Origin of the sequence: Peribacillus sp. FSL M8-0224 (assembly GCF_038003055.1) — a bacterium.
GTDB lineage: Bacteria > Bacillota > Bacilli > Bacillales > DSM-1321 > Peribacillus > Peribacillus frigoritolerans.
Genome location: NZ_JBBOOJ010000001.1, coordinates 3,857,890 through 3,883,759, shown reverse-complemented (window position 1 = coordinate 3,883,759; position 25,870 = coordinate 3,857,890). Strand labels below are relative to the sequence as shown.

The following is a 25,870-nucleotide window of genomic DNA, read 5'->3' as shown; positions in this document are numbered from 1 at the left end:
AGTGATTCCGTGTTAAAACCGATTCATACCATCGAGTGTGCTCAAGATGGGACCGTCGAACAAGTTTACGTTCAAAAGGATTCCTATGTTTATGAATGGGAAAGGCTCTTTTTAGTGAAGACGGAAGATGGGAAATTGATTGATGTTTCAATAGGTGCCAGTGGTCACATTACTGAAATTAATGTTTCGGCAGGGGATACTATTAAAAGAAAGCTTCCTTTAGCTTTGCTCCAAGACGATTTTGTTATAACTGGCTCTGATTGAATATAGGAAAGAGGGTGTTCCAAAGGCGGAAGCGATTTCTGCTTTGGGATGCTCTTTTTTTTGTTGTGATCATTTATAAGGCGGTGACAAAGCCAGGAAAAAGTTTGAAAAGAAAAAACGCCCTGTTTCATGGTAAAATATCAGAATGATTGGACAATGCACCAAGCAGATCCTAACCAAGAAGTAATAAGTGAATGGACCAATCTGTGGAGGCTTGGCAGGGTTTTGTAAAGTCGGGAGGAGGCTGGAAGGGTGAATATGGATGTGGATATATTCAGGCGATTATCCGATTTTGATAATGTTTTGGTCGTAGATGATAAAGGGATGATCATTTTTTATGATATGGCAGATTTAAATGTCCTTATGGAGCTTGGGATAAGGCCGGAAGAATTCATGGGGAAGAGTGTCACTTCCTTTTATAAAAACATCACGAACGAAAATAGTACGCTGATGAATGTGTTAAGGACGGGAAAGCCGTTATGTAATATAAAACAAGAGATGATCACCAAAACGGGAGAGGTCATCGAAACGATCAATTCCACATATCCGATAGCCGAAAACGGTAAAATCATTGGGGCCGTAGAATTCTCTAAGCGTTTCTTTTCCAAGGATGCCATCCAATACTTGGACAAATATTCGAGCCATAAAATCTTCAGGAGAAATAATACCGTTTATACGGTCGATGATATTATCACGGTTAACCCTAAAATGGAAAGCATTAAAGATAAACTGGGAAGAATTGCGCGAACGACCTCAAATGTTTTGATCGTTGGGGAAACGGGCACAGGGAAAGAGCTTATCGCCCAGGCGATCCATAATTTAAGCGATCGTTTTGGAAAGCCCTTCATATCACTTAACTGCAGTGCGGTTCCTGCCAGTCTATGGGAAAGCACTTTGTTTGGTACGAATAAAGGGAGCTTCACCGGGTCGGAAGACATGCCGGGTCTATTCGAACAGGCGGAAGGCGGGACTTTATTTCTGGATGAAATCAATTCCCTGGATATGAATCTTCAGGTGAAGCTCCTGAAGGCGATTGAAGAGAAAACGATCAGGAGACTGGGCGGGAAGAAAAATATCCGCTTGGACATTAGGGTGATTTCAGCAACGAATGAGGTACCGGATATTTTACTGGCGGAGAAACGGTTGCGGGAAGATTTATTCTATAGAATTGGTGTCGTGCAGATTGACCTGCCAAACTTGATGGAAAGAAAAGAGGATATAGAAGTCCTTGTCGATCATTATCTGAATTTTTACAACAATACGATGAATATCTTTATAGACGGTGTTCAGGAAGAAGTGCTCCAATGCTTCAAAAGATATCCATGGCCAGGGAATATCAGGGAATTGAAAAATGCGGTCGAGACGGCATATAATCATGTCCAGTCCAGTAAAATCACCCTTGATGATATTCCTGGAAGAATCAGAGATTATACGGAAGCTCCAATGGCTGATAACAACAGCCTTCATGTGGATTCCTTAAAAGATGCGGTTCAGCAATATGAAAAAGAGATCATTGTGCGTCAATTGAAAAATACGAATGGGAAAATTGCAGAATCTGCCAGACAGCTTGGCATCTCCAAACAATTATTGAAATATAAAATGGAAAAACATAAATTGCGGTAAAAATTTTTTTGCGCTAGAGGGAAAAATTTCACCACTTCTTAATGGATTTGGATAATCAAAGGGTCACATTCTATATGCTAAATAGAATCGTGACCCTTTTTTTTGCCTTGTGTGCAGGGTCATATGCCAGTAATGTTAAAAATAATTAAAATATTGTTAAGATTGGCACGAGATTTGCTTATATAACTGATAGGCGTATTAAAAATAGTTTCATTGAATGATAAAAAAATAGAGGTGAATGGATGAAGACAAACAAGATAGTACGTGACAGCCTTATTTTTGGTTTTGCTTTATTTGCCGTATTTTTTGGGGCGGGCAACCTGATTTTTCCTCCGTCGATCGGACTTGCATCAGGGTCGGATTGGCTTCCGGCGTTAGCGGGCTTCATTCTTACCGGAATTGTACTCCCTATACTGGGTGTTGTGGCGGTCCTGAATTCAAAAGGAAAATTTGAAGAACTGACAAGGCCGATCAGCCCCTGGTTTTATAAGGTATTCAATCTGGTCGTCATGATTGGGATTGCGATGCTCGTCACTGTACCCAGGACAGCCGCCACGACACATGAGATGGGGGTTCATACATTATTCCCGAATGTACCTTCTTTCGTGACGATGCTCGTTTTCTTTGGATTGAATTTTTATTTTGCCAGCGATCGCTCCAATCTCATTGATAAAGTCGGACAAGTGCTAACGCCTGCCCTGTTCGCGATCCTTCTTTTTATCGTCATCAAAGGCACATTCGATCCATTGGGGGCGCCAGTAAATACGGAAATCCAAAATCCGTTTGGCCACTCGTTTTTTAGTGCTTATCAGACCGGTGACGTGTTTACGGGCCTTCTTTGTGCCTCGGTTTTCATTGGCTCGATTGCAGCTAAAGGATATGCGGAACCTTCCAAAATGAAGCAAGTGGTCATGAATGGAACCATAGTGGCTGGTTTGGGATTGCTCATCATATACGGAGGGCTACTATATATCGGTGCTACAGGAAGCGGATTATTTCCAAATGAAATGGAGAGTGCGCAGCTGGTGACGGGCCTGGTTTATAAACTGCTTGGGGATTACGGCACCGTTGCATTGGCTATAGCGGTTTCATTAGCATGCCTTACCACCTCAATTGGAATAACCGCTTCAATAGCAGATTTCCTTAGCGGGCTGACAAAACAGAAAGTGAGTTACCGCAATTGGGTAATCGTCGTTTGTACCACTGGAGTGTTGATGGGGCTAATGGGTGTCGAAAAGATCATCGACTATTCGGTACCTTTATTCATGGGAATTTACCCTGTTTCGATCGTGATTGTCTTACTTGGCGTTTTCCGCAGGTACATCCCAAACGCGGGTGCCTATAAGGGGTCTGTCCTGGCCACTTTCATCATCAGTTTATGCGAAACATTGGATAGCATCGGTATCCATATGGGATACATGAGCGATTTCATTTCCATCATCCCCTTCAATGCAAATGGGTTTGCATGGCTCATTCCAGCCGTACTGGGATTCGTTGCGGGAATGCTCATTCACCGAAAACAGGCTCAGGAAATTTCTTCAACCCCCATGTCTGGTGAAAACCATTCATCTTAAATGTTGGGAAACGGCATAAAGTTTAAATATGGAAGGATGAAGGGAAGTTTCCACGTTCATCATGTTGGATTTTACTTAATAAGGAGAGGGAAAGTATGAATGCGAATAAACGAAATATGAATGTTATTTATATAAATGGAAAAATATTCACTTCGAATCCAAAACAACCTTATGCAAGTGCCATGGTTGTTCGTAATGGACGCATCGAGTGGGTTGGAGAACAGTCAGAGACAGATGGAATGAATGGGGAACGGATCGACCTTCTAGGGCGGCGGGTGCTTCCCGGACTCATTGATGCACATCTTCATCCGCTATTTTTAGCTAAGGCAGCCAAGCAAATTCCATGTATGCCCCCTGTCGTTGAATCGATTGAGGATTTGATCAAAGCCGTTCGTGAACAATGTGAATCCCGGAATTCAGGGGATTGGATTGAAAGCTGGGGATATGATGAAGGGAAATTGACGGAAGGACGGTCCCCTTCACGCCATGATCTGGATAGGGCGACTACGGAAGTCCCTGTTGTCATAACCCGTACCTGCGGCCATATAATTGCCGTGAACAGCAAGGCATTGGAATTGGCGGGGATCACAAAGGACACGCCAAATCCAGCAGGAGGGGAGATTGACAGGGATTCGGAAGGGGAGCCGACCGGAATATTACGGGAAAATGCAAAAGAACTGGTCAATAAAGTGATGCCGGTTCAAACATTCGAAGAAGAAACAGATACTCTCGCCGAACTGAGTCCCAAATTATTATCACATGGGATTACGGCAATCACTGAGCTCCTGGCAAGGACCCAGCCGATCGATTACTTGGATATGTATAGGGAAGCAAGCAAAAAGGGCCTCAAGCAACGTACCGTTTTATACTATATTTGGGAAGATATGAAGAAGGATATGATCCTGGATAAGGATAAAACAAACAGGGAAAGCCAGAATCATATAGGCGGGGTCAAGTTATTCTCGGATGGCAGCGTGTCGGGGCAAACGGCGTGGGTCGATCCGCCGTTTTTAGGAGAAGAAAAGAACCATGGCATCCAGATGACATCAGAGGCAGAGTTGTTAAGTGCAGCTGAGGCAGCCAGGAAAAACAATATTCAATTGGTCATACATGCCATGGGGGAGCAAGCGATCGATATGATCGTGAATACCTTTTACGGAAAAACGGGATGGATCACGGATGGTCCATCGATAAGGATCGAACATGCTGCCATGCCTACAAAGCAAGCACTTCAGCGTGCAGCTGAAACGGGTATCGCTTTTGTTCCACAACCAATCTTTTTATATGCCGAAATCGAAAGCTACCTTAAAAATCTAGGTGCAGAACGTTTGAAGCAAACCTACCCCATCCAATCCATGTTGGAAGCAGGCATTAAACTGGCATTCTCTTCCGATGCACCTGCAACGGCATGGGTCGATCCGGTCAATCCGTTCGTTGGAATCAAGGCAGCCGTCACGCGAATTGCCTATGACGGTACGGACACCGGTCAGGATCAGCGTGTAGATGTACCCACCGCGATTTCACTTTACACACGGGCCGCTCAGGAGATAACGAGAATCCCGGATGTCGGGCAGCTCACTCCGGGCTATCATGCAGACTTCATTGTGCTTGACCAAGATATATTGGCGATCAGGCCGGAGGAAATCGATAGGATTACAGTGGAAGAAACTTATATGGGCGGTTCTTTGGTTTATCAAAAAGAAACGGCGATAAATAAATAGAAGATATAGGGACGAAAAGGGGCAGATTTCCTTTTCGTCCCTTTCAATTCCTTGGTGCGGATGTTCCACGATAGTAAAAAAAATTTTACGCTAGAGGGTAAAAAAATTTACACTTCCGTGCTGGGAAGTCTTGGAAGTGATGTTGCTGTTTGAGAGTATAAGGCGCAAATCCTGTTTTTCAAGGAGCGGGAATTCTTAATTTACAGAAAATTAATAATTAGCACATAACTTGCTGGTTTACTAGATAGATAGATTTTATAGTTCATATTTGAGGAGGAAATGGTCATGCAAAGTTTGAAGTTATATCCGGAAATAAAAGGTGTAAGAGAAGATGTGATTGCTTGGCGGCGTCATCTTCACCAGCATCCGGAATTATCTTATCAAGAAGAGAAGACATCGCAATTCGTATACGAAACCCTGTTGTCATTTGGAAACCTGGAAGTTACACGTCCGACAAAATACAGTGTGATGGCCCGCTTGATTGGCTCCCAACCGGGGAAAACATTGGGTATCCGTGCAGATATGGATGCGCTGCCGATCGAGGAAGAGAATTCTTTCAATTTTAAATCCCGAACACCTGGTGTCATGCATGCTTGCGGTCATGATGGTCATACGGCGATGCTTCTTGGTACGGCGAAAATCCTTTCCTGAAAGATGGCCTGAAAGGTGAAGTTCGCTTCTTTTTTCAGCATGCCGAAGAGTATTTTCCTGGTGGAGCGCAGGAAATGGTCGATGCAGGCGTAATGGAAGGTGTGGATATCGTGATTGGGGCCCATCTCATGTCCACCTTTGAAATCGGGAAAGTTGGCATCGTGTATGGACCGATGATGGCTGCGCCAGATGGTTTTTTTCTGACCATTAAAGGAAAGGGAGGCCATGGTTCGGCTCCCCATGAAACGATTGACAGCATCGCGATTGGTGCCCAGGTCGTTACGAATCTTCAATATATCGTGTCCCGCAATACAGATCCGCTGGACAACTTGCTTCTTTCCATCGGAAAGTTCGTTGGAGGGGAAGCGGCCAATGTCATTGCAAACTCTGTAGAGATTAGCGGGACGGTTCGAAGTTTTGATTTGAAATTCCGTGAATCCATGCCAATTCTTATGGAAAGGGTCATTAAAGGCATTACGGAAGCACATGGTGCCTCGTATGAATTTAACTATCTAACTGGATATCGCCCAGTCATAAATGACAATGAAGTCACTAAGCTCATTGAAGAAACTGTCCTTGAAGTTTATGGAGAACAAGCTGTCGACCATCAAAAACCGACGATGGGGGCTGAGGACTTTTCGGCTTTCCAACAGAAGGCCCCTAGCAATTATTTCTTGATAGGAGCTGGGAAAAAGGAAAAGGGAGTAACCTATCCCCACCATCATCCGCGTTTTAATTTTGACGAAGATGCCATGGAATACGGTGTTAACATTTTTCTCCATGCTGTTCGAAAGATTTTGGGATAGGGCCTGATCTACCTGGGAAAAGGAAAAAAGAACTAGATTAACATAAGGACTTTTAACCAAGATAAATACATGCTCCTTCGCTGGCCATACGTCTTAACAGGGGATGGTTCCGCGAAGGTATTTTTGATTTGGAAGGGCATATTGTCTTATTCCCGTTCATAAACTTTTACAAGCCAGTACCAAGGCAAGAAAGGAGTGGATCATGGTTGCTCGAAACCGGTTGACTCTATCCGTGTGCGCTTTCTAGGAATTTAAGCCCACGACTAGGAGCTAGTATGCTAAAATACAAATTGAGATTTATACATCAAATAAATAGTGGTTTTTCTGAATCTATCCATATTTACAATAAAAAAGAAAACATTCAGAATTCCGCCATTTAAAAGAAGGGAGTTAATCAGAGTATGAGAATCTCAGAATTAAAGAGGAAAGCCCTTCAGTCGTTGGGAGGTAAATGGGGAGTAACTGTTTCGCTTATGTTGCTGTTATTCTTGATCAACCTCGTTTTTCCTATAATTGTCGAAGTGATCGGAAGCGGTGGGTTTTCAGAATGGCTCATGCAGGAAGAAACACCGTTATGGTCTGATATCTTCAGCATGGTCTTTTCCATTGCCTTAATCCCGCTTACCATTTCAACCACTTGGTTCTACCTGAATTTAGTTAGGGAAGGGAATCCTGGCATTCCGGAAGTGTGCGCTATCTATAAAGATGGAAAAACCTCTTTCAAGCTTATTGGGGCATCCATCTTACAAGCAATTTTCATTTTTTTATGGTCATTATTATTAATCATTCCGGGTATCATCAAGGCCATCGCTTATTCGCAGCAGTTTTTCTTATTGAAGGATCATCCTGAATACACGGTGCTTGAAGCCATTACAGAGAGCAAAAAAAGAATGAAGGGCTTGAAATGGAAGTATTTCCTTATGCACCTAAGCTTCATCGGGTGGGGCATCCTTTGCATGTTCACGCTGGGAATTGGTTTGCTATGGTTGATTCCTTATGCAGGAACAACAACGGCTGCATTCTATGAAGAATTGATTGTGCCTCAAGAAGATATTGACGATGATCAACAAATAGAGGGATAAAAGATGAACCGATAGCATATGGCTATCGGTTTCAGACTGTAGACAAACTCGATTTTAATCGAGTTTGTCTATAGTTTTTTTATGGCATGTACAATTTGGACGTTGATTTACGCTCCAGGCACTCGCTTTCCACGAGCCTCCTCGGCTTGCGCCTGCGGGGTCTCCCTAGACGCGCTTTTCCCGCAGGAGTCTCGCACCTTCCTATCCAATCAGCTTTGTTATAAAAATTAGTTAGAAACCATACCTGATGAGTTGAAGGTGTTGGTTTGGGAACATCATTTGATCAAAGTCACATTTTCCGAACCCCTTTTGTCTACAAACTGCAATCAGTAGTAAAAGGCTATCTGTTTTTCCCGTTTCTCCTTAAAAAGGTTAAATTGTTCATTTTGCCTAGTGTATAATAGAATATTGAGAATGCCATTTAGGGGGATTACATAGTGAGTGGGTATAATATTGCGGATCTGGTATACCAATTGTTTTGCCTTTTATTTCTAATCCTGATCATCGTTGGGACCGTATCCCTTTTCCGTTCCATCAAGCACCGTAAAACCAGACTGGATATCATGGAAAAGAAAATGGATGATTTGCATGAACTGATTAAAAGGGGAAAAAATTGACGGCGGCATGGTGCAGGCGTTCAAGCTGCAGGTAAACTCGAAGAAAAGCGAGTTTGCCTGCAGTTTTTTTATTTAATCAGCTTGATTTCAGAAATAATATTTTTATTTTAAATCATGGTTATCACCTGTAATAGCTTGATGGGCATTCGGCAGGAAAGCATTCCGAACCCTATGTTTGTGCAGTTTTTATTATTTGAAAAACGTTCCAATCAACGTGATCCACAAACTCAGGTAAGTACAAAAAATTTATACTGAAATAACGTAGTGAAAAGCACTCTTTCCGAATTTGGAAAAAGAGGATTGGATTTTAGCCTCCTTGAGAGACATAAAAAAATAGAAAAAGAAAGGGAATTGTCAAAAATAAGCAGTTTTACATAGGGGTGTCGGGATTGTGGGGCAAATTTCATGTAAGGCCGCTGGTATGGAAGATGCATGGTTTGTTGCGGTGTTTTACCCTATAATGGAATAGATGTTTATTTAAGGATTTGGTGAAAAAGTCTATCAGGAATGCTCGGCCCTATAACAAATCGACGGAGATGGAGAATGCTTCACATTCGGTCCTTTTGTTAGGTACTTTTGAGAAGTGGGAGGAGTCGGTATCATGAAAGAAGTTATTGCAGTAAAAGAAATTACTAGGTTTAAAACAAGGGCGGAGGAATTTAGCCCGTACGCTTGGTGTAAAAGGATGTTAGAAAATGACCCTGTGAGTTATCACGAAGGAACGGATACGTGGAATGTTTTTAAATATGAAGATGTGAAGCGGGTTCTCAGTGATTATAAACATTTTTCAAGTGTTCGGAAACGGACGACGATTTCGGTTGGAACGGATAGTGAGGAAGGTTCTGTGCCTGAAAAGATCCAAATCACTGAATCGGATCCACCTGATCATAGAAAACGCCGTTCACTGCTGGCAGCAGCATTCACACCTAGAAGTCTTCAAAACTGGGAACCTCGCATTCAGGAAATTGCAGATGAATTGATTGGACAAATGGATGAGGGAACAGAAATCGATATTGTGGCATCATTGGCGAGTCCGCTTCCGATCATTGTCATGGCCGATTTGATGGGCGTTCCCTCGAAAGATCGTTTATTGTTTAAGAAATGGGTGGATACCTTATTCCTTCCTTTTGATAGAGAAAAACAAGAAGAAGTAGATAAATTGAAGCAAGTGGCAGCAAAAGAATACTATCAGTATTTGTATCCGATTGTTGTGCAAAAACGATTGAACCCGGCGGATGATATCATCTCAGATCTATTGAAGTCGGAAGTGGATGGGGAAATGTTTACGGATGATGAGGTTGTCCGGACGACCATGCTGATTTTAGGTGCAGGAGTCGAGACAACCAGTCATTTATTGGCCAATAGCTTTTATTCGCTGCTATATGATGACAAAGAAGTTTATCAAGAGTTACAAGAAAACCTGGATTTAGTTCCGCAGGCGGTCGAAGAAATGCTCCGTTTCCGATTCAATCTTATTAAATTGGATCGCACTGTAAAGGAAGATAACGATCTATTGGGAGTGGAATTGAAAGAAGGGGATAGCGTGGTTGTTTGGATGAGTGCAGCTAATATGGACGAAGAGATGTTTGAAGACCCCTTCACACTTAATATCCACCGCCCTAATAATAAGAAACATCTCACATTCGGTAATGGCCCTCATTTCTGCCTGGGAGCGCCGCTTGCCAGGCTGGAAGCGAAGATTGCGCTTACTGCATTCCTGAAGAAATTCAAGCATATTGAAGCGGTGCCATCGTTCCAGTTAGAAGAGAATCTTACCGATTCAGCAACCGGTCAAACTTTGACATCACTACCGCTTAAGGCAAGCTGCATGTAAAAACGAAAAACCTTGTGCCCTAACCTGCATAAGGTTTTTTCTTTTTGCATGTTGAATGGTATGCGTTAAATATGTTCCTGCCACTCCTTGAAACGTTCGGCAGGAAATCTTATAGTAACCTGAAGTTGAGGTGACAATGACGAATAGAGTAGTATGATAAAGTAGAAAATTTTGTGCCCAGGCATGTTCCCCGAATTAGGTTGGCGGGCGATGAAGCAATTACACCCACCATGCAATGAAGAAGATATGATAAAATAGAAATTTCCAAATGAAACAGTTTTAATAAGTGAAAGGATGTTATCATGAAATTAAAGCAGCAATTAACCATTGCCTTTATAATAAGTGTACTTTCTTTAATCGGGTTCAGTTTCATGGCATTTACCATAAGTGCAAATGAATACCTGAAATTTGATGAAGATGTGATTTCCTTGGTGCAGGGATGGGAGTCCCCTCTGCTGACGGACATCATGAAGTTCTTTACTTACATAGGTTCAACCGCTTCACTGATCATCCTTTCCTTGGTCATTTTGTTTTTCTTATATAGGATTTTGAAGCATCGTTTGGAACTAGTCTTATTCACTGCAGTCATGGTGGGTTCACCTCTTCTCAATTTGATGGTTAAGCTATTCTTTCAACGCGCCCGGCCCGATTTACATCGACTCATCGATATAGGGGGATACAGTTTCCCTAGTGGACATGCCATGAATGCATTTTCTTTATACGGTATTCTTACATTTCTGCTATGGCGTCACATTACGGCTAGGTGGGCAAGGATTCTATTGATTCTTTTCAGCATGTTGATGATCCTCTCGATAGGTATTAGCCGAATATACTTGGGGGTCCATTATCCTAGTGATATCATTGCCGGGTATTTGGCGGGCGGTTGTTGGATTGCGATTTCCATCTGGTTTTTCCAAAGGTATCAAGACCGGCGGAAGAACAAAGATCGTTAATAAAGGGAGCAAGGTTATTGCAAGATAAACAGCCGGCAGGTAACAAGCCAGCTGTTGATTCAAGAAAGTTAGGAGCGTATTAAATGGAAAACTGGATTACGGAATTCATGAATGATTTTGGGTATATGGGAATCTTTCTATTAATAGCATTGGAAAATATTTTCCCGCCGATCCCGTCTGAGGTCATTCTTACTTTTGGCGGTTACATGACAACAAAAGCGGATATGACGATTATCGGTGTCGTGATCGCTTCGACCCTAGGGTCTGTGGCAGGGGCAGTCGTCCTTTATGGAATTGGTTTACTTCTTGATGTGAAGGTCATTGAAAGGTTCGTGGAAAGATGGGGCCATATTCTTCGGTTAACGGTATCGGACGTCCATAAGGCGAATTCATGGTTTGACAAATATGGGTCATGGACCGTGTTTTTCTGCAGGCTGGTTCCGCTGATCAGAAGTTTGATCTCGATTCCAGCAGGGATGTCCCATATGAGCTTTTGGCTCTTCCTGCTTTACACAACATCCGGAACATTAATTTGGAACATCATCTTGGTGAATATCGGGGCAGCTGTTGGCTCTTCGTGGGAAGATATTGTAGGGTACATGGACATTTATTCAAACATCGTATATGCGATACTGGCCTTGCTATTGATCGCTTTCGTTGTTTTGATTTTTAGAAGGAATAAAGGCAAAGTATAATCTCAGTTTAGTTGATTGGGCCGTTATCATCGGCATTCATTCCCTAACCGAATATGACCATTAAAGGCTGTCATTGCGACAGCCTTTTTCTTATTGGAGGAAGAAAACTGAACCCAGAATAAAGGGGGAGTGCTTTGGACAAAATGAGTGAAACGAAAAAGGAATGAGGTTCGGTGCTATGGCTTCTTTTTTCAAACAAAAGAGACAAGTGAAGCAACGTGAAAAGAAAAAGGAAGATGAAAGTCAATCCAAAAGCAAAACGCCTGATTATATTGAAAGTTCCCTTTCTGCCAATCTGGAAATCGTGAAGAAAAAGACGGGAAAAAGTCCCGACATCATTATCCGAACGTTGAAAATCGGGCAAAACCCGGAGATAAAAACAACTATTTTGTATGTGCAGGGTCTGATTGATAATCCTAGCGTTACGGACTTTATAATTGAATCAATCATGAAAAATCCTCACCTGTCAAAAAACATACTTCCACAAGAAGCATTGGATATTATCTCTGAGGACGTAGTCTCCCTCGGTGGGGTAGAAACCGTCACGGACTGGGAAAAACTATTTTTGTCATTATTATCAGGGGACAGCATCATTTTTGTTGATGGAGTAAACACCGCCCTGGTTGCCAGTACAAGAGGAGGAGAGAAGCGCTCGATTCAGGAGCCAAGCACGCATTTGACTGTCCGGGGATCGAGAGAAGGGTTTACGGAATCGAATGGAACGAACATCGCCATGTTACGCCGCATCATCAATACCCCGGATTTATGGATAGAGTCGATGAAAATAGGCACGGTGACAAAAACGGACGTTTCCATCATGTATATAAATGGAATTGTCAAGGAAGGGATTGTCGAGGAGGTCAAGAAGCGCTTAAATCGAATTAACATCGATAGCATTCTTGAATCAGGATATATTGAACAATTGATAGAAGACCAGGTCATGACCCCATTCCCAACCCTTAACCATACAGAAAGACCGGATATGGTTGCGGGAAATCTTCTGGAAGGAAGAGTGGCGATATTCGTTAATGGAACGCCTTTCGTCTTGGTGGCCCCGGCAATATTCGTACAGTTTTTTCAATCTGTCGAAGACTACTATAATCGCTTTGACATTGCTTCTGCCACACGTTTTTTACGGATCATCGTTTTCATCATCTCGATAGTCGGGCCAGCTGTCTATGTTGCAGCAACGACTTTTCATCAGGAAATGATTCCAACAAAGTTGCTGGTCATTGTAGCGGCCCAAAGGGAAACGGTTCCTTTGCCTGCCGTCGTTGAAGCGCTTCTTATGGAAATGACCTTTGAAATATTACGGGAAGCAAGTCTTCGGATGCCAAAGGCCGTTGGTTCGACGATGTCCATTGTCGGAGCATTGGTCATCGGGCAGGCGGCCGTCCAGGCTGGTATCGTATCGCCGGCAATGGTCATCATTGTCTCGATCACGGCGATTGCCAGTTTTGCAACCCCTTCTTATGCCATAGCAATTTCTGCCCGCATTGTGCGGTTCGGATTCATCATTTGTGCCGGCACTTTAGGTTTTTATGGGATGATTTTAGCCTTTATCATTCTCATCGTCCATTTATGCAGCCTCCGTTCACTTGGAGTTCCTTATATGACACCGCTCGCCCCTCTGAATCCTGAAGGGTTGGGCGACACATTCTTCAGAAGACCTATGTGGGCCTTTAAGGAAAGGCCAAAATTATTAACCAACGAAAGTAATCTGATAAGGGAAGGCGAAAATCAAAGACCATTGCCTCCTGAATCACGCGGAATGAAAACTTCTGACGAGAAAAAAGGTGAAGGCAATGAATCGTAAAAGATTAGTCCTGCTCTTGATGATGTTGATCGCCACCACATTCACTACTGGCTGCTGGGATAAAACAGAGTTAAACGAAATGGCCATCGTCTCGGCGGTCGGACTCGATAGAAATAAAGAGGGAAAGATTGTGGGAACATTCCAAATCATTAATCCAGGTAATGTGGCGGGAGCTCTTCAGGGCGGCGGCGGAACGAATCCACCGATATCCATTTATAGGGCCGCTGGAAATAATATACTTGAACTGGATAGTATCGCTTCAACGAAAATCTCCCGAGATATGTATTTTGCCCATGCCAACCTGGTTGTCATCGGTGAGGAACTAGCAAAGGAAGAGGGCCTCAACGATATTTTCGATGCATTTGAGCGCTCACCGGAATTCAGGGCAACTACGAGGATTGTGATTGCCCGGGGTGTGAAAGCAAGGGATATTGTCGAAACGTTAACTGCAATCGATAAGGTATCTGCTGAAAAAGTCATTAGGACGATTGAAACCACTGAAAAAACCCAAGGGAAAAGTATTAGCATCAATCTCCAAGAGGTGATCAAGAATCTGCTTAGTACCGGAAAAGAACCAATAATAAGCGGTTTTACCGTGAAAGGCAACACAGGTAAAGAGGATAAAATGGAGAATACCATGTCTTCGGATATTGAGGCAAACCCTAATGCAGCGGGAATTGGTGTTTTTAAAGATGGCAAATTGATTGACTGGCTGGACGGTGATAAGGCAATAGGATCAATGTGGGTATTGGATAGGATCGAAAATACCTATTTAAACCTTGATTGGGAGGGTAAAAAAAACGCAATCACCTATTCAGTAATTCGCCAAAAAACCAACGTCGGGGCAAAATTGGTAAACGGCAAACCGAAAATAACGATAAATGTCCGTGCAGAGGGAGATATCCGGGAGGTGAATGTTCCCTTGAACCTAACCGATATGCATGTTCTGATAGATATTGAAAAGAAGTTAGCGAAGGATTTGAAGAAGGAGATGGAAGAAGCAATCGTTCGGGCACAAAAAAATAAATCCGATATTTTTGGCTTTGGGGAGCTCATGCACGAATCCCATCCGAAAGAATGGAAGAAACTAGAGAAAAACTGGGACGACGATACTTTTCCTAAACTGGAAGTAGATGTGCAGGTAGAAACTTTCATTCGCCGTACCGGATTACGTAATAAGCCATTTCTTTCAAATTTAAAAAAGAAAGATCAATAATGGAAAGGAAGTGGCATCCTCATGGAAAAGGCAAAAATCAGCGGTTACCAGCTGTTCGTCCTTATTTTCCTGTTTGAAATGGGCAGTGCACTTTTGGTTCCGCTTGCAGGTGAAGCCAAGCAGGCTGCTTGGCTAGTCATCCTTATTGCGATGATAGGTGGATTTTTATTATTTTTCATTTATTATGGCCTTTTTCAATACTACCCTGAGCAGCTGTTAACAGAGTTTGTAAAACATATATTGGGGAATTTTCTAGGCAGGATCGTAGCTTTTCTATACATCCTTTATTTCATCTATCTTTCTGCAAGGGTGCTGAGGGATTTCGGAGATACGCTGCTTACTTTTGCCTATCCTCATATTCCGTTATTTGTTGCGAACGCTGCATTCATTTTAGTCGTGGTGTATACGGTCCGTAAAGGGATAGAAGTATTGACGAGGACGGGGGAACTATTCTTTGTCTTGGAGAATTTACTTTTAATGACCTTCATGCTTCTGATTATTGCTTCCGGCATGATCCATTTAAACAACTTAAAACCCATTTTTGAAATGGGCGGGACAGAGATGGTGAAAATGGGTTTCACTAAAACCGTATTTTTTCCATTTGGCGAGATCATAGTGTTTTTAATGATTTTTCCTTATTTGAATGAACCTCAGCGACTGAAAAAAATTGGGATAGGGAGCTTGGCGACAAGCGGTATTTTTCTCGCGATAATAATGGCTGTGAATATTGCTGTACTTGGTGTGGACCTTACGACACGTTCGCAATACCCTCTTCTTACCCTTATTCAGTCAATAGAGGTCGCTGGCTTTCTTGAACGTCTCGATGTGTACTTTCTGTTTTTGTTGATGATTGGCGGGTTCATCAAGATATGTGTATTTACTTATGTAGCGGTAACGGGTACGGCGAATGTTTTCAATGTTAAACAGCCCTCCAGACTTGCATACCCTGTTGGCATCGTCATTTTATTGATTTCAATTATTATGTCAAGCAGCTATACGGAACATATCCATGAAGGGCTAGATGCCGTACCAAATTACGTCCATCTGCCATTTCAGGTGATCATTCCGTTGCTTCTCTTGATGATTGCCTTTTTTAAGAATCGAAAAAAAAGGAAAGGCCAGCACCAAAATAAGTTCCAAGGCGGAGTTGATCAAAAATGAAATTCTTCGGTATAACTGTTTTGATACTGTTTCCTTTAGTGGCCTTTTCTTTAGGTATGGATATTCTATTGGGATTTGATCTGGATAATTCAATCAAGCATGCCATTAACCCATTTTTGGTGAAGGACCCCGCTGAACTTATCCTTTTTATCATTCTTGTTGTACTCCTTCTGTTCAGCTTCTTTTATCGAAAAAAAAAGAAAGGCAACACGAAAGGACAACAATGAAGTTGCAATTTCCTTTGTTGAAATAGAGATGAACTCCGAATGGGGAGTTTGTCTTTTTGCTTTTTTACAACCCTGTAAACCCATTTCATAGTATGATGTTAAAATGAGCTTATTTTTCAGCGGAATGTAAAATCACTCAACCAAAAAACCCCGGGAGGAGGACGGCAATTTGGATATCAAATTAAATCAAAAAATCATAAAAGACATGTGCGGGGCCGTCTCCTTTAAAAGAGGGGAAGCTTTTCATCGTGCCAATAAAGTGACATTTGAAAGCTATCGTCATGATGGTTGTGAAGCATCGGTTAGAGGCAAGGAAGACTTCCATGTCACGATTGAAGTGGATGCAGTCGGCGGATTTCAGACGAAATGCAGCTGTCCTGTGCTAGTTTCCTTCCCTAGGGATTGCCAGCATATTGCAGCCGTCCTGCTGTCGGTATACGACCATCAGCGAGATGGAACGATTCCTGAAGGCCTGCATACAGCCGGTTCTGATGCTACAGCCCATGAGAAGTTGTCAGAGGGCTTGCTGACCCTTTTCAATAATCAGCCTGTACGCAAAAGCGGTCATCAGCGCCATTTTGAAAAAAGAAAGATGCTTGAAGCGGAATTTACGTGTAAACCAGTATGGATGGGCATGGAACAATATATGTTAGGACTGGAAATGAAAATCGGTTCTCTCAATGTGTCGAATGTCCGGGATTTCCTGAAGCGAGTTAAAGAAGGAAAGCCTGCCCAAGTGTCCCCTTCATTTATATATGACCCGGTGCTGCATTGTTTTCAGAATGAAAATGATTCCGTGCTTCAGGAACTCATTACAGTGATATCGGATGAAAAAGTCTACGTGGACGCCCTGACGGATAAATCTGAATATACATTGGACGATCACTTATTACTTTTGCCTCCATCTTCTTTCCGAAGGCTTGTCCCCATCCTTGAAGCGGCGCCAATGGTGAAGCTTGCCTATGGCGGCCTTGCATTCAATGGCTTTCGTGTAGCAAACGGACCGCTTCCTTTACAGTTTGACTTTACCGAAAGCGAGGTCAAAGGTTATCATTTGAATATTAAAAGGCTGCACGAGATGATCGTCATGAATGCATACACATTGGTCCTATTTGAGGGGAAATTGGTTCAGCTCGAAAATGAGGATTTCAAACGCCTTTCAGAGTTAAAGCAAATGATGGAGGATTCGGGGATGAATCAAATTCCAATCCATCATGACCAGCTGGAATTATTCCTGGACAAAGTGGTACCAGGTTTGAAAAGATTCGGTGAAGTCCATATAGCAAGATCCATCACCGAATTGTTTTTGAAGACACCGCTGGTTGCAAAGCTATACTTGGATCGAGTGAAAAACAGGCTGCTTGCCGGGCTGGAATTTCATTATGAAAATATCGTGATCAACCCTTTGGAAAAACAGGAATCCAAGGTTATGAGGGATGTTGAGAAAGAGGCGGAGATAATAAAGCTGATGGAGGATAGCCAGTTTGCCAAGACGGAAGGCGGCTATTTCTTGCATAACGAAGAGTTGGAGTATGAGTTCTTGTACCATATCGTTCCTAAACTCCAGAAGCTGGTACAAATCTATGCCACGACCGCTGTAAGGAACCGAATTTCCCGTGGAAATGCTGCACCGCGCATTAGGGTGAAAATTAAAAAAGAGCGTACTAATTGGCTCGAATTCAAATTTGAAATGGATAATATCCCAGATAAACAAATACGTGAGGTCTTAGCCGCGCTTGAAGAAAAAAGAAAATACTATCGTTTAAGGAATGGATCGCTGCTTTCCCTTGAAACAAGGGAATACGAGGAAATCAATCGTTTTCTGAATGCACTGCCCGTACAGGATGAAGACCTGGAAAGCACACTGAACATGCCCATCATAAAAGGACTCCAGCTCCTTGACTCCGTTAATGATGGCCAGACATTCACGATGGAAGAATCATTCCGGCAGTTTTTGGATAACATCAGGAATCCGGGTGCCTTGGAGTTCACGGTGCCAAATAGTCTGGACCCGATTTTGCGCGAGTATCAAAAAAACGGCTACAAATGGATGAAAATCCTTGCACAATACGGTTTTGGCGGGATTCTTGCTGATGATATGGGTCTGGGAAAAACACTGCAAAGCATCACGTTCATTTTATCCGAGCTACCTGACATCCGTAAGAAAAGGGTTCCGGCGCTAATTGTCTGCCCATCATCATTGACCTACAATTGGCTGAGTGAATTCACTAAATTCGCTCCTGATATACAAGCCGTCGTCGTGGATGGAGACAAGACGGAAAGGACGAAGCTGCTTAAAGAAATGAAGGACATGGATGTAGTGATCACTTCTTATCCATTGCTTCGGAAAGACATCAAGTCGTTTGAAAAAGAGGACTTCCATACGGTGTTTTTCGATGAGGCACAGGCTTTTAAGAACCCGATGACACAAACGGCACGAGCGGCCAAGAAGATAAAAGCGGCACATCGCTTCGCGTTGACTGGTACGCCCATCGAGAATTCACTAGAAGAACTCTGGTCCCTTTTCCACGTCGTATTCCCTGAACTATTCATGGGGTTAAAGGAGTATAGCAACCTCTCAAGGAAGCAGATTTCCCGCAGGATCCGTCCATTTTTGCTGCGGAGAATGAAAGAGGACGTACTAGGGGAATTACCGGAAAAAATCGAGTCGCTGGAATCGATGGAACTGCTTCCCGATCAGAAGAAACTGTACGGCGCTTATCTGGCCAAGCTGCGGCATGATACGCTGAAACACCTGGACAAGGATACCCTTCGCAAAAATCGGATCAGGATCCTTGCAGGCTTGACCCGGCTTCGGCAAATATGCTGTCACCCCGCCTTGTTTGTGGACGGATATAAAGGCAGTTCAGCAAAATATGAGCAACTGATGCAAATTGTCGAAGATTCGAAGCATTCTGGAAGACGGGTGCTGATTTTCTCGCAATTTACAAAAATGCTTACAATCATCTGCAAGGATTTGGCCATGAAAGGACAACCCTTTTTCTACCTGGATGGCCAAACCCCATCAAAGGAACGTGTGGAAATCTGCAATCGGTTTAATGAAGGAGAACGGGATATATTCCTCATTTCGTTGAAAGCGGGCGGTACGGGTCTCAATCTGACGGGTGCCGATACAGTCATTCTATATGACCTTTGGTGGAATCCGGCAGTTGAGGAACAAGCCGCGGACCGTGCCCATCGAATGGGGCAGAAAAATGAGGTTCAAGTCATCAAGCTTATTGCTCGTGGGACAATCGAAGAAAAAATGAATGAACTCCAAGAGAAAAAGAGACATCTTATTGAAGAAATCATCGACCCTGGAGACAAGTCGTCATCTGCACTTACAGAAGAGGATATCAGGGAAATCCTGATGATATAAGGGTTTAGCCGAAGGTAATAAATAAATAGTTCAGTTATGGAGCATTCCTCTTACAAAGGAATGCTTTTTTATTTTTAAGGCACTTTTCGTAAAGATTGTTGTTTTTAAAACGAAACTATTTAAGGTTGATTGGAGCGGAAGTGCGAGACTCCTGCGGGAGCAGCGGGACAGGTGAGACCCCACAGGCGTTTACGCCGAGGAGGCCCACCGCCGGCCCCGCGGAAAGCGAGCATCTGGAGTGGAAATCAACCACAACTCACTACCTGGTAAATAGCAATAAAGTATGTGGAAACAACCATTTTAAAAAGAATAGGATATTTTATTAACAATAATAATATAATAAAAAACAACAATGTTTTATTGTAAAACGATAAAACGTGTGTTAAATTAAATGGACAATAAATAAGTGAGGTGCTTTTTATGAAACTAGGAACAACACTCTTTTTAAAGATGGCTGTTATTCTTATTGGAATTCCAGTTCTTGCTTTGTGCATCTTCGTGGTGCCTGGAATAGCGAATTTTGCAGCAGAATTATATCCGGATATGGCTTATTTGAAATATCTCGTTTTAATCGACTTGTATGCATCGGCGATACCTTTTTACTTTGCTCTATATCAAGCCTTTAAACTTTTAAGCTATATTGACAGGAACAAAGCTTTCTCGGAATTATCTGTAAGAGCCTTAAAGACTATAAAAAATTGTGCAATCACAATAAGCAGCTTGTATGTAGCAGGCATGCCGCTCTTTTATCTCATGGCGGAAAGGGACGACGCCCCAGGTATCATATTAATCGGAATGGTCGTTATTTTTGCTTCAATGGTGATTGCAGTCTTTGCTGCTGTTCTTCAAAGGCTTTTACAAGAAGCCATCGATATAAAATCAGAAAATGACTTAATGGTCTGAGGTGAATAACTTGGCAATTATAATCAATATTGATGTGATGTTGGCTAAAAGGAAAATGAGTGTTACAGAACTTTCCGAGAGGGTTGGAATAACGATGGCTAATCTTTCCATATTGAAAAATGGCAAGGCAAAAGCGATTCGATTAACAACTTTAGATGCGATTTGTAAGGCTTTAGAATGTCAACCCGGGGATATTTTAGAATACCGAAATGATGAAGGCACTCAAGATTAAGATTTATAAAGGGGAGTTACTCATGAATGTAGATAAAAAAATGGAGGCACCAATCATGAGAGCATTAAAACAACTCGTTCGTTTTGGTTGGGAGCAGGCCCTATCATGCTTGTTTCCGGCCGTTATTTTTGGCTCTTTGGCTATTACAAAATTCATTCCGCTTCCCTTTCTGCCGCGGTATGACTGGCTGCTCATCATCTGCCTTCTAATGCAGTGGTGGATGCTGCGTTCCGGACTTGAAACACGGGATGAACTAAAGGTCATCACCTTATTCCACCTTATTGGTCTTGTCCTTGAACTTTTCAAGGTACATATGGGCTCCTGGACTTATCCAGAGGAAGGATATTTCAAGTTTTTTGGAGTGCCTCTGTATAGCGGATTCATGTACGCAAGTGTAGCGAGTTATCTTTGCCAGGCGTGGAGGAGGTTAAAGGTTGAACTGATCAAGTGGCCGCCGTTTTTGGTCGTTGTACCTCTTGCGCTTGCGATTTATTTGAATTTTTTCACCCACCATTATTGGATGGATGTTCGTTGGTGGTTATCTGGACTTGTCATCATCGTCTTTTGGCGAGCATGGGTCACATACGAAGTTGGTGGAACCCGTTATCGTATGCCAATCGCATTTTCTTTTGTGCTCATCGGATTTTTCATATGGATAGCCGAAAACATCGCAACGTTCTTTGGAGCTTGGGAATATCCAAACCAAACCGATGCATGGAGTCTCGTACATCTAGGAAAGGTAAGCTCATGGCTCTTACTAGTGATTGTCAGCTTTCTTATAGTAGCGACGCTAAAACAGGTTAAGGGGAAAGATTCCGCTGTGATGGATGAGGGTCAATTTTTATAAGATAATTATTCAAGTTAGATAAAAATAAGTATAGACGACACATTGTGTCGTCTTTGATTTTCTATGCTTTTATGTCATTCCTATGAAACAAGTTTTAATCCTACTGCTGCGCCAAGGACCATGGCTATAAAAACGACCCTGCGCCAATCTTTGGATTCCCCGTATAAGAGCATCCCGATTATCGCTCCGCCTGATGCGCCGATTCCTGTCCAGATTGCGTAAGCCGTTCCCATCGGCAAGGTTTTCATGGCATAAGCAAGAAACAGGAAACTTGCTCCAAATCCGATGAATAACAGCAGCAAGGATTGCCAATTTCGGTCTTTGTGCAATTTATTGATCATCGCAACCCCAAACATCTCAAAAAGCCCCGCTAAGATTAAAGAGACCCAAGCCATTATGATTCATCCCCTTTCTCAGCCTTATCATCCGTCACTAGCTTCAAGCCGATCACCCCTGATAATAAGAGGAGGATCAATAGCGTTTTGCTCAGCTTGAAGGATTCCCCAAAGAAAAGGATTTCGGAAAAAACAGTCCCAGCAGTCCCCATACCGACAAAAACGGCATATACCGTTCCGACAGGAAGCTTCCTGCCAGCCATTATCATCAAGTAAAAACTGATGATGATCGAAATGACCGTTCCAGTCCAAGTCCAAAAGTCATCCGCATGTTTTAAGCCAATCACCCAAAATACTTCAAAAAAAGCTGCAATGAATACTTTAATCCAGTTTGTGCTCATGAAATAACGCACCTCCGATTTTATTCTTTACCAAAAAAACAAAAAAAGCCCAAGAGATAACTGTTAAACAGTTTCTCCCAGGCTTTTATCCTTCCGTGACACAGCATGCTGTGAGTTTTCTCTCGGACCAGACCAGCAATGAGACGCACTGCGGAACCCTAGAAAACCTTTGACATATGCAATTACCTTTCATTATACATACTTTTTGAACTTACTCAAGGTAAAAGTTTTGCCAGCTGCCATGCCGATTTTTCCCTAATATCCGCATATGTCCCGTAACGTTTGCAGCTTTCATCTGAATACAGCGACCCATTTCGAACTCTACCGGACTATATTCAAATTGGAAGGAAAGCCTGTTTTCCTATAGTTTTTTTATTTGGCTCCTTTCGTAAAGATTGTTGTTTTTAAAACGAAACTATTTAAGGTTGATTGGAGCGGAAGTGCGAGACTCCTGCGGGGCGAGCGCCTGGAGTGGAAATCAACAAATAATGAAGGGATAGATAGGTAGTGTAATCGGCTAAGAATTTGCGGGGTTTCAGGTCAATTTTTCGGATCTTAACAAAGAATGCTAATATAAGAAATAGATTAAAGAGGGAAAGTAGGTGGCTCTTATGGAGAAGCAGGTACATATTTTAATTGTTGAAGATGATAATGATATTAGCGGATTGCTTTGCAATATGATGAAAAAAAGTGGATATGTCCCTCAGCCGGCATTTTCAGGGACGGAAGCAATATTGTACGTGGAGAAAAAGAAATGGGATATGGTGTTGTTGGATTTAATGCTGCCAGGAATGGACGGGGAGGAAGTTCTTCGTAAAATTAGGGAGCATCATCATGTCCCTGTTTTGATTATATCCGCAAAAGGAGAACAGCAAACGAAAATAAATGGATTGCGCGCTGGGGCAGATGATTTCATTACGAAGCCATTTGATATTGAAGAAGTAATGGCAAGAATAGATGCTCATTTAAGAAGATCTTCAACCATGAAAAGAATAGAGGAAAAGAACCAGCTTACGTATAGAGGCATTACTGTGGATACTTGAATGGTGAGCTTTTTGCCACTCTGAAAAATCATCTATTTATCATGACCTGTCAATGGAAAAAAAGAACGTAGTCGGCTTCTGTTTTCAGCTCAAAAAAGCCCCTAAGTCTTATCCGGGGCTTTTTTGGCTTGCTATTTAGGCATTCACTGTCCGTTTCGGGGATGGACCTTCTTTTTTATGAGATACATAGCTATGTAGGATCATTCCCATGATGACGATAAAGATGCCGAACCACGATAACGGAGAAGGAATCGGTAAAGATAGGAATAGTAATTCGCCAGCAAGGGCAAAAAGGACCTCCATCGATTGTGTTGCTTCAACTGAAGCTAATTTCTGCATATTTCCGCGTACCAAATCGGTCGCCATGAAAAAAAGGACCGTGGCAATGACTCCAGAAAATAGTGCCACCAAAAGGGATTGGAAACTCTGCATCTTCGTCGGTGCACCTACTGTAAAGAAACCGTACAAGGAAAGCAAAAACCAGAATGGCAGACTCGCCAAAGTCATTCCCAAAACCCGCTGATAAGCATCCAGACGGCCTTCGGATACTTCCATCATTTTGCGATTTCCCAAAGGGTATGCAAATGAGGCGATGACGATTGGAATCACTCCCAGCCAAAGATTGGCCATTGAAATGTGTTTGGTATGTTCCAGTTGCATCAGGATGATCCCAAGCAGAATGATCATGGACATGAGGAGGCCTTTCACAGAAACCCTTCCCCTTTGCCTTTCGATCCCATCTTTCGTTTGGACATTTTCAAAAAACAGCGGCGCAAGCAGCGCACCCGAAATGATCGTGATTTGCCAAGTGCCGGCGATCAGCCAGCCAGGTGAGTAGGCGGACGCAAAGCATAAAGGAGCATAAAATAACCCAAATCCGACAAAACTCCAAAGCAGCCAAGGACCCGGCTTTTCTCTCATCACTTGTAAAAGGGGACGCAGGTTTTTTCTGCTCCATACGATACACAACAGAAAGGGCACCATAAAGATATAACGCAGCGAAGCACTCCAAATCCAACTTCCGCCAGACAGCTCCATGGCCTGATTCAAAACAAACGTAAATGCAAAAAAGAAAGCAGAACAAATACCTAATATAATCGGACGCAATTGACTCACCTCAATCTGTTTTATGAGTCAGTAAGACTCTGGAAGGATGGCAATCGTTTCGGCTTTCTGAAAAATTTTTCAGGAATGAAAGCAGAATGAATTTTCTAAATATTATAAGCGATCAATTTAAATTGTCCTTCAAAAGCAAAAGAAAATCAACAGATTCTTTTAAGCTAGTGAAATTCATTCTTCATGATTCGACATGAAATGAAAAGAAAGCTTGTTGGAATTGAATGAAGGCGTTTCCATTTTTGAATTCAAATTAGAAATATATACCAAAACAAGAAGCGATAAACGTTGTCGTGAAGCGTATTATGGAGGAATTACTAATATTTTATATAAAAATCATATAGAGGCAGATAGTATATGAAGATACGAGAATTGACGAATATGGTAGGTAGTGGTATCTTAATAGAAGTGCAAATAATGTCGAATGGTGACGAAATGTATAAATGCAACATTCGCAAGAAAGTTAGTGGGGTAAATTAAATGAAATCTACAGGTATTGTACGTAAAGTTGACGAATTAGGGCGGGTAGTCATTCCAATTGAACTGCGCCGAACATTAGGAATTAATGAGAAAGACGCTCTGGAGATTTATGTAGAACAAGAGCGCATCATCCTTCAAAAATATAAACCAAACATGACTTGTCAGGTTACAGGTGACGTTTCAGATGACAATATGAAACTTGCTGACGGTAAATTAATACTTAGCCCAGAAGGTGCCGAACTTCTAATCAAAGAAATTCAAGCCAGCATGGAAACTGCTAAATAATTAATATACTAGATAAATAGCATCCAAGTGTAGGGAAGGTTTTCCCTACACTTTTTTATATTAAATGGTGAAATAATAAAAATGGTTCGATTCACGGGAGAAACCAATCTTTTCATAAAGTCTCTGTGCTTTCACATTATCCTTGCCTGTCTCCAGTGAAACCCCTTTAGCACCTGTTTCACGTGCAAAAGCGATGGCCGCGTTCAATAACTCCTCGCCAAATCCCTTTTTACGGGCGGACTCCTTCACGAATAAATCATTCAATACCCATGACCGCATCATACTCACAGAAGAAAAAGAAGGATACAATTGTACAAAACCAATTGGATTTCCTTCATCAAACGCCATAAAAACCACAGACTCCCCATGTGTCAGCCTTTCCCTTAAAAACTCCCTTGCACGACCAGGATCAGAGGTTTGCTTATAAAACACCCTGTATAAATCAAAAAGTTCCGTCAGTGATTCCAGCTCATGTAATGTAGCCTTCTGTATGCTCATAAATGGACCCCCAAATGTTAGAATAATCTAAATTTACCATTTAACCATGCTATCCGCCAAATTCCGGACCGCATTTTCCAGCCCCAAAAAACAGGATGGAGCTCAAAAAGG

23 protein-coding genes, 1 pseudogene and 1 riboswitch are annotated in these 25,870 nt (G+C 42.4%); of the genes and pseudogenes, 20 read left to right on the top strand and 4 right to left on the bottom strand.

Going from position 1 to position 25,870, the window contains the following annotated elements:
• The first annotated feature begins 9 nt into the window (after window positions 1-9).
• The 18 genes and pseudogenes from MKX49_RS18665 to MKX49_RS18580 all read left to right on the top strand — a co-directional run bounded on the left by MKX49_RS18665 (window position 10) and on the right by MKX49_RS18580 (window position 21,601).
• Complete coding sequence (locus tag MKX49_RS18665) at window positions 10-264, top strand: hypothetical protein (protein ID WP_340877292.1); 255 nt, start codon at window positions 10-12, stop codon at window positions 262-264.
• Between the two features lie 258 nt (window positions 265-522).
• Entirely contained in the window at window positions 523-1,887 is a 1,365-nt protein-coding gene (locus MKX49_RS18660; protein ID WP_323596729.1) for a sigma-54 interaction domain-containing protein, read from the top strand.
• Between the two features lie 242 nt (window positions 1,888-2,129).
• On the top strand, window positions 2,130-3,461 hold the full coding sequence (gene brnQ, locus MKX49_RS18655) for a branched-chain amino acid transport system II carrier protein (protein ID WP_340877290.1): 1,332 nt from the start codon (window positions 2,130-2,132) through the stop codon (window positions 3,459-3,461).
• A gap of 95 nt (window positions 3,462-3,556) precedes the next feature.
• A complete protein-coding gene (locus tag MKX49_RS18650; protein WP_340877289.1) occupies window positions 3,557-5,182 on the top strand; it encodes an amidohydrolase in 1,626 nt (541 codons plus the stop codon).
• Window positions 5,183-5,467: 285 nt separating this feature from the next.
• Window positions 5,468-6,639 (top strand): annotated as a pseudogene (locus tag MKX49_RS18645) (M20 family metallopeptidase).
• A 401-nt stretch (window positions 6,640-7,040) separates the two neighbouring features.
• Window positions 7,041-7,721, top strand: coding sequence for a DUF975 family protein (locus tag MKX49_RS18640; RefSeq protein ID WP_340877288.1), 681 nt, complete (start codon window positions 7,041-7,043; stop codon window positions 7,719-7,721).
• 437 nt (window positions 7,722-8,158) lie between these two features.
• Window positions 8,159-8,338, top strand: a complete 180-nt coding sequence (locus MKX49_RS18635; RefSeq protein WP_034309467.1) for a hypothetical protein — start codon at window positions 8,159-8,161, stop codon at window positions 8,336-8,338.
• Window positions 8,339-8,936: 598 nt separating this feature from the next.
• Complete coding sequence (locus MKX49_RS18630; RefSeq protein ID WP_340878572.1) at window positions 8,937-10,172, top strand: cytochrome P450; 1,236 nt, start codon at window positions 8,937-8,939, stop codon at window positions 10,170-10,172.
• 302 nt (window positions 10,173-10,474) lie between these two features.
• On the top strand, window positions 10,475-11,125 hold the full coding sequence (locus MKX49_RS18625) for a phosphatase PAP2 family protein (protein ID WP_063594503.1): 651 nt from the start codon (window positions 10,475-10,477) through the stop codon (window positions 11,123-11,125).
• Between the two features lie 83 nt (window positions 11,126-11,208).
• On the top strand, window positions 11,209-11,820 hold the full coding sequence (locus tag MKX49_RS18620) for a DedA family protein (RefSeq protein WP_034309462.1): 612 nt from the start codon (window positions 11,209-11,211) through the stop codon (window positions 11,818-11,820).
• 178 nt (window positions 11,821-11,998) lie between these two features.
• Window positions 11,999-13,636 carry a spore germination protein gene (locus MKX49_RS18615; protein WP_340877287.1) on the top strand — a complete coding sequence of 546 codons (1,638 nt, stop codon included), beginning with the start codon at window positions 11,999-12,001 and terminating at the stop codon, window positions 13,634-13,636.
• The gene (locus MKX49_RS18610; RefSeq protein WP_340877286.1) at window positions 13,626-14,852 is read left to right on the top strand and encodes a Ger(x)C family spore germination protein; all 1,227 of its coding nucleotides are present in this window, start codon (window positions 13,626-13,628) and stop codon (window positions 14,850-14,852) included. The genes MKX49_RS18615 and MKX49_RS18610 overlap by 11 nt, the downstream gene beginning before the upstream one ends.
• Window positions 14,853-14,873: 21 nt before the next feature.
• Window positions 14,874-16,013 (top strand): GerAB/ArcD/ProY family transporter, encoded by a 1,140-nt coding sequence (locus MKX49_RS18605; protein WP_340877285.1) that lies wholly within the window; start codon window positions 14,874-14,876, stop codon window positions 16,011-16,013.
• A complete protein-coding gene (locus MKX49_RS18600) occupies window positions 16,010-16,240 on the top strand; it encodes a hypothetical protein (protein WP_336866881.1) in 231 nt (76 codons plus the stop codon). The genes MKX49_RS18605 and MKX49_RS18600 overlap by 4 nt, the downstream gene beginning before the upstream one ends.
• Window positions 16,241-16,409: 169 nt before the next feature.
• A complete protein-coding gene (locus MKX49_RS18595; protein ID WP_340877284.1) occupies window positions 16,410-19,619 on the top strand; it encodes a DEAD/DEAH box helicase in 3,210 nt (1,069 codons plus the stop codon).
• A gap of 420 nt (window positions 19,620-20,039) precedes the next feature.
• Window positions 20,040-20,522 carry a DUF2975 domain-containing protein gene (locus MKX49_RS18590; RefSeq protein WP_340877283.1) on the top strand — a complete coding sequence of 161 codons (483 nt, stop codon included), beginning with the start codon at window positions 20,040-20,042 and terminating at the stop codon, window positions 20,520-20,522.
• 10 nt (window positions 20,523-20,532) lie between these two features.
• Window positions 20,533-20,754: a helix-turn-helix domain-containing protein gene (locus tag MKX49_RS18585; protein ID WP_034309451.1), complete on the top strand. Its 222-nt coding sequence runs from the start codon at window positions 20,533-20,535 to the stop codon at window positions 20,752-20,754.
• Between the two features lie 55 nt (window positions 20,755-20,809).
• The gene (locus MKX49_RS18580) at window positions 20,810-21,601 is read left to right on the top strand and encodes a DUF817 domain-containing protein (RefSeq protein ID WP_340878570.1); all 792 of its coding nucleotides are present in this window, start codon (window positions 20,810-20,812) and stop codon (window positions 21,599-21,601) included.
• 80 nt (window positions 21,602-21,681) lie between these two features.
• Here the strand turns inward: MKX49_RS18580 and MKX49_RS18575 are convergent, their stop codons facing one another.
• Window positions 21,682-21,996 (bottom strand): DMT family transporter, encoded by a 315-nt coding sequence (locus MKX49_RS18575; protein ID WP_034309447.1) that lies wholly within the window; start codon window positions 21,994-21,996, stop codon window positions 21,682-21,684.
• A complete protein-coding gene (locus tag MKX49_RS18570; protein WP_063594494.1) occupies window positions 21,996-22,337 on the bottom strand; it encodes a DMT family transporter in 342 nt (113 codons plus the stop codon). The genes MKX49_RS18575 and MKX49_RS18570 overlap by 1 nt, the downstream gene beginning before the upstream one ends.
• Window positions 22,338-22,409: 72 nt before the next feature.
• Window positions 22,410-22,510, bottom strand: a riboswitch (guanidine-I (ykkC/yxkD leader).
• Between the two features lie 438 nt (window positions 22,511-22,948).
• Between MKX49_RS18570 and MKX49_RS18565 the strand changes: the two genes are divergently transcribed.
• Window positions 22,949-23,380 (top strand): response regulator transcription factor, encoded by a 432-nt coding sequence (locus tag MKX49_RS18565; RefSeq protein ID WP_340877282.1) that lies wholly within the window; start codon window positions 22,949-22,951, stop codon window positions 23,378-23,380.
• 135 nt (window positions 23,381-23,515) lie between these two features.
• On the opposite strand, the gene MKX49_RS18560 is transcribed toward MKX49_RS18565, so the two are convergent.
• Window positions 23,516-24,487, bottom strand: a complete 972-nt coding sequence (locus MKX49_RS18560; protein WP_054399921.1) for a DMT family transporter — start codon at window positions 24,485-24,487, stop codon at window positions 23,516-23,518.
• A 489-nt stretch (window positions 24,488-24,976) separates the two neighbouring features.
• On the opposite strand from MKX49_RS18560, the gene MKX49_RS18555 reads away from it, so the two are divergent.
• Window positions 24,977-25,261, top strand: coding sequence for an AbrB/MazE/SpoVT family DNA-binding domain-containing protein (locus tag MKX49_RS18555; protein WP_048677948.1), 285 nt, complete (start codon window positions 24,977-24,979; stop codon window positions 25,259-25,261).
• Window positions 25,262-25,321: 60 nt separating this feature from the next.
• Here MKX49_RS18555 and MKX49_RS18550 read toward each other — a convergent pair whose 3' ends face one another.
• Window positions 25,322-25,759, bottom strand: coding sequence for a GNAT family N-acetyltransferase (locus tag MKX49_RS18550; protein WP_340877281.1), 438 nt, complete (start codon window positions 25,757-25,759; stop codon window positions 25,322-25,324).
• Window positions 25,760-25,870: the final 111 nt, after the last annotated feature.

Coding starts and splice junctions, on each gene's coding strand:
- MKX49_RS18640 (WP_340877288.1), top strand. CDS start 7,041: ATGAGAATCTCAGAATTAAAGAGGAAAGCCCTTCAGTCGTTGGGAGGT.
- MKX49_RS18620 (WP_034309462.1), top strand. CDS start 11,209: ATGGAAAACTGGATTACGGAATTCATGAATGATTTTGGGTATATGGGA.
- MKX49_RS18575 (WP_034309447.1), bottom strand. CDS start 21,996: ATGGCTTGGGTCTCTTTAATCTTAGCGGGGCTTTTTGAGATGTTTGGG.
- MKX49_RS18660 (WP_323596729.1), top strand. CDS start 523: ATGGATGTGGATATATTCAGGCGATTATCCGATTTTGATAATGTTTTG.
- MKX49_RS18570 (WP_063594494.1), bottom strand. CDS start 22,337: ATGAGCACAAACTGGATTAAAGTATTCATTGCAGCTTTTTTTGAAGTA.
- MKX49_RS18615 (WP_340877287.1), top strand. CDS start 11,999: ATGGCTTCTTTTTTCAAACAAAAGAGACAAGTGAAGCAACGTGAAAAG.
- MKX49_RS18610 (WP_340877286.1), top strand. CDS start 13,626: ATGAATCGTAAAAGATTAGTCCTGCTCTTGATGATGTTGATCGCCACC.
- MKX49_RS18605 (WP_340877285.1), top strand. CDS start 14,874: ATGGAAAAGGCAAAAATCAGCGGTTACCAGCTGTTCGTCCTTATTTTC.
- MKX49_RS18555 (WP_048677948.1), top strand. CDS start 24,977: ATGAAATCTACAGGTATTGTACGTAAAGTTGACGAATTAGGGCGGGTA.
- MKX49_RS18550 (WP_340877281.1), bottom strand. CDS start 25,759: ATGAGCATACAGAAGGCTACATTACATGAGCTGGAATCACTGACGGAA.
- MKX49_RS18580 (WP_340878570.1), top strand. CDS start 20,810: ATGAGAGCATTAAAACAACTCGTTCGTTTTGGTTGGGAGCAGGCCCTA.
- MKX49_RS18600 (WP_336866881.1), top strand. CDS start 16,010: ATGAAATTCTTCGGTATAACTGTTTTGATACTGTTTCCTTTAGTGGCC.
- MKX49_RS18650 (WP_340877289.1), top strand. CDS start 3,557: ATGAATGCGAATAAACGAAATATGAATGTTATTTATATAAATGGAAAA.
- MKX49_RS18625 (WP_063594503.1), top strand. CDS start 10,475: ATGAAATTAAAGCAGCAATTAACCATTGCCTTTATAATAAGTGTACTT.
- MKX49_RS18590 (WP_340877283.1), top strand. CDS start 20,040: ATGAAACTAGGAACAACACTCTTTTTAAAGATGGCTGTTATTCTTATT.
- brnQ (WP_340877290.1), top strand. CDS start 2,130: ATGAAGACAAACAAGATAGTACGTGACAGCCTTATTTTTGGTTTTGCT.
- MKX49_RS18565 (WP_340877282.1), top strand. CDS start 22,949: ATGGAGAAGCAGGTACATATTTTAATTGTTGAAGATGATAATGATATT.